Below are 6,998 nucleotides of genomic sequence, written 5' to 3'. Positions count from 1 at the left end.
TTTTACGAACGAAAGTTCCTGCCGGGCATGACCCAACCTCTTTGCAGCCGTCAGTGCGGTGTTGCATTCACCCCAATGACAAACGAGGCCGGAACGAAGTTTACCGTTCCGGCCTCAAATGTATAAGGCGAGCCGATGGCCCGCCTTTCATTTAAGCATTATCCTGCGCAAAACCGCTTCGCGCTTTTGCTGGAACTGCTCCAGGTCGCCGATCAGGCGATCTTCTGGCCGGTTTTCGCCCAATCGGCGAGGAAAGCTTCGAGACCCTTGTCGGTCAGCGGATGCTTGACGAGCGCCTTCAGCGTGGCAGGCGGCGCGGTCACGACATCGGCGCCGATGAGAGCTGCTTCCTTGACGTGATTGACGGTGCGAACCGAGGCGGCAAGAATCTCGGTGCGGAAATCGTAATTGTCATAAATCGTGCGGATTTCGGCAATCAGTTCCATGCCGTTGATGCCCGTATCGTCCAGACGGCCAATGAAGGGCGAGATATAGGTCGCGCCAGCCTTGGCGGCCAGCAGGGCCTGATTGGCCGAGAAGCAAAGCGTCACATTGGTCTTGTGGCCTTCCGACGACAGCTTCTTGCAGGCGCGCAGACCGTCCAGCGTCAGCGGAACCTTGATGCAGATATTGTCGGCGAGCTTGGAAAGAACGGCGGCTTCCTTCATCATGCCGTCGAAATCCGTCGCGGTGACTTCCGCCGAGACCGGACCCTTGACGATGCTGCAGATTTCCTTGGTGACTTCAAGAATGTCGCGGCCCGACTTTGCAATCAGCGACGGGTTGGTGGTCACGCCATCGACCAGCCCAAGGTCATTGAGCTCGCGGATTTCCTTGACGTCCGCAGTGTCCACGAAAAACTTCATAACAGCGTTCCTCCATAATGAGCGCGGGTGGGTTTGAGGAATTTAAAACCATTTAATTCCCGGAAGGTGGCTTTTCTTTAGCGCAAAGCCGCGCCAAGGTCACGCGATCATGTCGAAAGATTCGCACGATATTGCAAACCCCATTTCTGGTCTGTTTCCAGAGCTCGGCCCCCGGGTGGTTCCCGTGCTCGTGCCCATGCCCGCGGAGCGGCCTTACTCTTATATGGTTCCGCCCGGCATGAACGTCCAGCCCGGATCGATCGTGCGCGTGCCGCTTGGACCGCGCGAGGTGGCCGGGATCGTCTGCGAAGGCGAAACCGATGCCGTCGATGCCAGAAAATTGCGGGAAATTTCGGAAGTTTTCGATTGTCCGCCCGTCGGCGGCGACATGCTGCGCTTCATGCGTTGGGCAGCCGACTATACGCTGTCGCCGCCCGGCATGGTGGCGCGCATGGTCCTGCGCGTGCCTGCCGCCTTCGACCCCGAACCGTCGGTGCCGGGGCTTCGCTATTGCGGCCATGAGCCTGAGCGCATGACGGACGCCCGGGCGCGGGTGATGGAGCTTGCCCGCGACGGGCTGGCCTGGACCAGATCAGGCCTTGCCCATGCGGCGGGGGTTTCGATGACGGTCGTGGACGGGCTGAAGGCGCAAGGCGTTTTCGAGGAAGTGATGCTGCCGCCGCCAGCCGTGGTGGCAAAGCCCGACATCGATTATGCGCGCGCCACCCTTTCGGAAGACCAGCAGGCTGCGGCTGAAATGCTGTCGGAAGCGGTGGAAGCAGGCGGGTTTTCGGTTTCGCTTCTCTACGGCGTGACCGGTTCGGGCAAGACCGAGGTCTATTTCGAAGCGGTCGCCAAGGCGATCGAGCAGGGCAGGCAGGTGCTGATTCTGCTGCCGGAAATCGCGCTGACGCAGCAGTTTCTCGACCGGTTCCATGACCGTTTCGGCGCAAAGCCTGCCGAATGGCATTCCGATCTTGCACCGCGCACCCGCGAACGCGTCTGGCGGCAGATAGCGGAAGGCACGGTGCGGGTGGTGGCGGGCGCGCGGTCGGCGCTGTTCCTGCCCTTCAAGGAACTGGGGCTGATCGTTGTCGACGAAGAACATGACCCGGCTTACAAGCAGGAAGACCGGGTTTTTTATAATGCCCGCGACATGGCGGTGGTGCGCGGCCATATAAGCGGCTTTCCGGTGGTGCTGGCATCGGCCACGCCCTCCATCGAAAGTCAGGTCAATGCGGAGCAGGGGCGCTACAAGCGAATCAAGCTCTACGGACGCTATGCGGAAGCCGCGCTACCCGACCTGAAGACCATCGACATGCGGCGTTCGCCGCCGCCACCGGGCCGGTTTCTGTCGCCCGCATTGACCGAAGCGGTCGGCAAGACGGTGGAGCGCGGCGAGCAGGCGCTTTTGTTCCTCAACCGGCGCGGTTATGCGCCCCTGACGCTGTGCCGGGTCTGCGGCCATCGCTTCCAGTGTCCGCAATGTTCGAGCTGGCTGGTGGAACACCGCTTTCGCGGGCAGCTCATGTGTCATCAGTGCGGCTATCACGAGCCGGTTCCGCAAGCCTGTCCCGAATGCGGCACGCTCGATCATCTGGTGGCCTGCGGTCCCGGCGTGGAACGCATTGCCGAGGAAGTGGCGGCGACATTCGATGCGGCGCGAATCATAGTGCTTTCGTCTGATATGGCGGGCGGCGTGAAGCGGCTGCGGCTGGAACTCGATGCTATCGCAAAAGGCGAGGCGGATATCGTCATCGGCACACAGCTTGTCGCCAAGGGCCACAATTTTCCCAACATGACGCTGGTGGGCGTGGTGGATGCCGATCTGGGGCTTGCCAATGGCGATCCGCGCGCGGCGGAACGCACCTTCCAGTTGCTCAATCAGGTAACGGGGCGCGCGGGGCGAACCGGGCGCAAGAGCCTCGGGCTTCTCCAGACCTACCAGCCCGATCATCCGGTGATGCGGGCCATCGTCAGCGGCGATGCAGACGCATTCTATGCCCGCGAGATCGAGGAGCGCGAGCGCAGCAACCTGCCGCCTTACGGACGGCTTGCAGCGCTAATCATCTCCGCCGACAATCGCCCGGACGCTGAAAACCATGCACGGGCGCTGCGGCGCGCGGCACCTTTCTCCCCGGAGATTTCCGTGCTCGGTCCCGCCGAAGCGCCGCTGGCACTTGTGCGCGGACGCCACCGTTTCCGCATTCTGGTGCACGGGACAAAACGCGCCGATATTCAAGGGTTTATCCGTGCGCTGCTGGCGGCTGCGCCAAGGGAAAAAGGCTCGATCAGGGTGCAGGTGGATATAGATCCGCAAAGCTTTCTCTGACACGTAAAGGCGTGGAAGATCGACGGAAATTCCGCTATAGGGCAAGAAACGACGAGGGTAATTGCGATGGAATTCTATCTTCCCGCCACGACCGGAGAATGGCTTGCATGGAGCTCTGCGGCCATAACGGCACTGGCCGGTCTTGTCATGCTTTTCGCACCCGGCATAACGATGAAGCTCTTGCGCCTCCAGCCGATCAATGGCCGACCCGAAGGCTACGGTTCCATCCGCGCGACGCTTGCAGGCCCCTATCTCGGCGTGGGGCTTGGATGCCTCATCTTTGCCCAGCCTTTTCTCTGGGTGGTGCTGGGCACCGTGTGGGCGTTTGCGCTGTTCGGGCGCTTCATTTCGATGATGTCGGATGCGGGCGGACGCAAGGGCGGACCGACCGGCGGGCGCTTCTACGGCAGTCTGGCGGCGCTGGTCGAATTCGTGCTGGCAGCCGGTCCGCTGCTTTACGCATTCGGCTTCATTTCCTGACCGGAACCGGACAGGTTTTGCACGCCAGGCGTGCAGCTCATGTAACGGAAGGCGGCATCGCCCGAGCAGATGCGACTTTTTTGACCGCGAAAGGCGGCAAATCTTACACAAAAGTGCCGGATTCGCGTGTTGCGAGTCCTGTTCGTCTATGCTAGACGGCAATCACATTTCGGTGTTGATGTGCTCGCGCGTCAGTAGTTTTCCGGAAACATTCAATAAAATCATCGGTTTGGCGTCCTGCGCAAGATTGGGCCCCAAAAGGATGGTTTCAACGTAGAGAGCAGGTTGTTCGTGGCTGAAACGTCTTCGCTCATTTCAGGTGTCGCACAGCGTTACGCCGGATCTCTTTTCGAGCTCGCGCTCGACGCAAAATCCGTTGCAGCTGTGGAAAAAGATCTTGACCGTTTCGAGGCGCTTCTGAGCGGAAGCGAAGACCTCAAGCGACTGATCTCCAGTCCGGTATTTTCCTCGGAAGATCAGCTTCACGCCATTGGCGCCCTCGCCGACAAGGCGGGCATCAAGGGTCTGGTTGGAAATTTCCTGCGCGTCGTCGCGCGGAACCGCCGCCTCTTCGCCCTGCCGGGCATCATCGCCGCTTTCCGCAAGATTGCTGCCGAACATCGCGGTGAAGTTTCCGCCGATGTCGTCTCCGCGCATGAACTGAGTGCCGCGCAGCAGAACGAATTGAAGGCAACGCTGAAGGGCGTGGCCGGCAAGGACGTGACGATCAATGTCACCGTCGATCCGTCGATCCTCGGCGGTCTTATCGTCAAGATGGGTTCGCGTCAGATCGACACGTCCCTTCGCACTAAACTTTCTTCTCTCAAGCTTGCACTGAAAGAGGTCGGCTGATGGACATCCGCGCCGCGGAAATTTCCGCTATCCTGAAAGAGCAAATCAAGAACTTCGGCAAGGAGGCTGAGGTCTCCGAGGTCGGTCAGGTTCTGTCCGTTGGCGACGGTATCGCCCGCGTCTATGGTCTGGACAATGTTCAGGCCGGTGAAATGGTCGAATTCCCCGGTGGTATTCGCGGCATGGCGCTGAACCTTGAAAGCGACAATGTCGGCGTCGTTATCTTCGGTGCCGACCGCGACATCAAGGAAGGCGACGTCGTCAAGCGTACCGGCGCAATCGTTGACGTTCCGGTCGGTCCGGAACTGCTCGGCCGCGTGGTTGACGCTCTCGGCAATCCGATCGACGGCAAGGGTCCGATCAAGGCCAAGGAACGCCGCCGCGTCGACGTCAAGGCGCCTGGCATCATCCCGCGCAAGTCGGTCCATGAGCCGATGTCGACGGGCCTCAAGGCCATCGACGCCCTGATCCCGGTTGGCCGCGGCCAGCGCGAGCTGGTCATCGGCGACCGTCAGACCGGCAAGACCGCCATCATCCTCGACACCTTCCTGAACCAGAAGCCGATCCACGACAACGGCCCGGACAAGGACAAGCTGTACTGCGTCTACGTCGCCGTCGGCCAGAAGCGTTCGACCGTTGCCCAGTTCGTCAAGGTTCTTGAAGAACGCGGCGCCCTGGAATATTCGATCGTTATCGCGGCTACCGCTTCCGATCCGGCTCCGATGCAGTATCTCGCACCGTTTGCGGGCTGCGCGATGGGCGAATACTTCCGTGACAACGGCCAGCACGCCCTCATCGGCTATGACGACCTGTCCAAGCAGGCTGTTGCCTACCGTCAGATGTCGCTCCTGCTGCGTCGTCCTCCGGGCCGCGAAGCTTATCCGGGCGACGTTTTCTACCTGCACTCCCGTCTTCTCGAACGCGCTGCAAAGCTCAACGACGAAAACGGCGCTGGCTCGCTGACGGCTCTGCCGGTCATCGAAACGCAGGGCAACGACGTTTCGGCCTTCATTCCGACCAACGTGATCTCGATCACCGACGGCCAGATCTTCCTCGAAACCAACCTGTTCTATCAGGGTATCCGTCCGGCTGTTAACGTCGGCCTGTCGGTTTCGCGCGTTGGTTCTTCGGCCCAGATCAAGGCCATGAAGCAGGTTGCCGGTTCGATCAAGGGCGAGCTTGCCCAGTATCGTGAAATGGCCGCCTTCGCACAGTTCGGTTCCGATCTTGACGCTGCAACGCAGCGCCTTCTGAACCGCGGTGCGCGCCTGACTGAACTTCTGAAGCAGCCGCAGTTCTCGCCGCTGAAGACGGAAGAGCAGGTTGCCGTGATTTTCGCCGGTGTTAACGGCTATCTCGACAAGCTGGCTGTCAACCAGGTTGGCAAGTTCGAAGAAGGTCTTCTCGCTTCGCTGCGCACCGAGCACAAGGACGTGCTCGAGGGCATCCGCAACGAGAAGGCCATCACCGATGACCTCAAGGGCAAGCTCAAGGCAGCGATCGACGCGTTCGCCAAGTCTTTCGCTTGAATTTTGTGACGGGATGAACGGATGCCTTCACTAAAGGATCTGAGAAACCGTATCGCCTCGGTCAAGGCGACGCAGAAAATCACCAAGGCGATGCAGATGGTCGCCGCGGCGAAGCTGCGCCGTGCCCAGGAAGCTGCGGAAGCCGCAAGGCCTTATTCGCAGCGCATGGGCGCCGTTCTCGCAAATATCGCGCAGAACGTCACCGGCGAAGATGCGCCGGCCCTGATGGCCGGTACGGGCAAGGACGACGTGCATCTGCTCGTCGTCTGCACCGCAGAGCGTGGCCTTTGCGGCGGTTTCAACAGCCAGATCGCGCGTCTGGCGCGCGATCATGCCCGCAAGCTCCTCGCTGAAGGCAAGACGGTCAAGATCATCACGGTCGGCAAGAAGGGCGCGGATATCCTGCGTCGCGAATTTGCCAGCCTGCTGATCGATCATGTCGATCTGCGCGAAGTCAAGCAGCTCGCTTTTGTGCATGCCGACCAGATCGGCCACAAGGTCATCAAGCTGTTCGAAGAAGGCGCTTTCGACGTCTGCACGCTGTTCTATTCCGAATTCAAGTCGGTGATCTCACAGGTTCCGACCGCACAGCAGCTTATCCCGGCTTCGGCTGGCGACAGCGCGGGTGCGGAGACCGCAGGCGATGCGATCTATGAATACGAACCTGATCCTGCGGCGATCCTCTCCACGCTGATCCCGCGCAACATTTCGGTCCAGATTTTCCGCGCTTTGCTGGAAAATGTCGCGGGCGAGATGGGCGCCAAGATGAGCGCGATGGACAATGCGACGCGCAATGCGGGCGACATGATCAACAAGCTGTCGATCACGTATAACCGTCAGCGTCAGGCGCAGATCACCAAGGAACTGATCGAAATTATTTCGGGTGCGGAAGCGCTCTAGAGCATTTTGCAGCCGGATGGAAACATCCGGCGTCGCATA

General features: G+C 60.3%; 6 protein-coding genes. 5 read left to right on the top strand and 1 reads right to left on the bottom strand.

All coding sequences use genetic code 11. From position 1 onward, the window contains the following. Positions 1-212 precede the first annotated feature (212 nt). A complete protein-coding gene (gene fsa, locus F9K78_RS18430) occupies positions 213-866 on the bottom strand; it encodes a fructose-6-phosphate aldolase (protein ID WP_121983394.1) in 654 nt (217 codons plus the stop codon). Positions 867-975: 109 nt separating this feature from the next. On the opposite strand from fsa, the gene F9K78_RS18425 reads away from it, so the two are divergent. The 5 genes from F9K78_RS18425 to F9K78_RS18405 all read left to right on the top strand — a co-directional run bounded on the left by F9K78_RS18425 (position 976) and on the right by F9K78_RS18405 (position 6,959). Next, positions 976-3,198: a primosomal protein N' gene (locus tag F9K78_RS18425; RefSeq protein ID WP_151682532.1), complete on the top strand. Its 2,223-nt coding sequence runs from the start codon at positions 976-978 to the stop codon at positions 3,196-3,198. Positions 3,199-3,264: 66 nt separating this feature from the next. After that, complete coding sequence (locus F9K78_RS18420; RefSeq protein ID WP_121986170.1) at positions 3,265-3,678, top strand: AGROH133_08824 family phage infection protein; 414 nt, start codon at positions 3,265-3,267, stop codon at positions 3,676-3,678. A gap of 291 nt (positions 3,679-3,969) precedes the next feature. Then, positions 3,970-4,530, top strand: coding sequence for a F0F1 ATP synthase subunit delta (locus F9K78_RS18415; protein WP_121983421.1), 561 nt, complete (start codon positions 3,970-3,972; stop codon positions 4,528-4,530). Continuing rightward, on the top strand, positions 4,530-6,059 hold the full coding sequence (gene atpA / locus F9K78_RS18410) for a F0F1 ATP synthase subunit alpha (RefSeq protein WP_121983391.1): 1,530 nt from the start codon (positions 4,530-4,532) through the stop codon (positions 6,057-6,059). Before F9K78_RS18415 ends, atpA begins: the two co-directional genes overlap by 1 nt. A gap of 21 nt (positions 6,060-6,080) precedes the next feature. Continuing rightward, entirely contained in the window at positions 6,081-6,959 is an 879-nt protein-coding gene (locus F9K78_RS18405; protein ID WP_121983390.1) for a F0F1 ATP synthase subunit gamma, read from the top strand. The last annotated feature ends 39 nt before the right edge of the window (positions 6,960-6,998 follow it).

Origin of the sequence: Brucella pseudintermedia, assembly GCF_008932435.1 — a bacterium.
GTDB lineage: Bacteria > Pseudomonadota > Alphaproteobacteria > Rhizobiales > Rhizobiaceae > Brucella > Brucella pseudintermedia.
The sequence above is the reverse complement of the archived record's forward strand: the minus strand, read 5'-3'. Positions and strand labels throughout refer to the sequence as shown.

Coding starts and splice junctions, on each gene's coding strand:
- fsa (WP_121983394.1), bottom strand. CDS start 866: ATGAAGTTTTTCGTGGACACTGCGGACGTCAAGGAAATCCGCGAGCTC.
- F9K78_RS18405 (WP_121983390.1), top strand. CDS start 6,081: ATGCCTTCACTAAAGGATCTGAGAAACCGTATCGCCTCGGTCAAGGCG.
- F9K78_RS18425 (WP_151682532.1), top strand. CDS start 976: ATGTCGAAAGATTCGCACGATATTGCAAACCCCATTTCTGGTCTGTTT.
- atpA (WP_121983391.1), top strand. CDS start 4,530: ATGGACATCCGCGCCGCGGAAATTTCCGCTATCCTGAAAGAGCAAATC.
- F9K78_RS18420 (WP_121986170.1), top strand. CDS start 3,265: ATGGAATTCTATCTTCCCGCCACGACCGGAGAATGGCTTGCATGGAGC.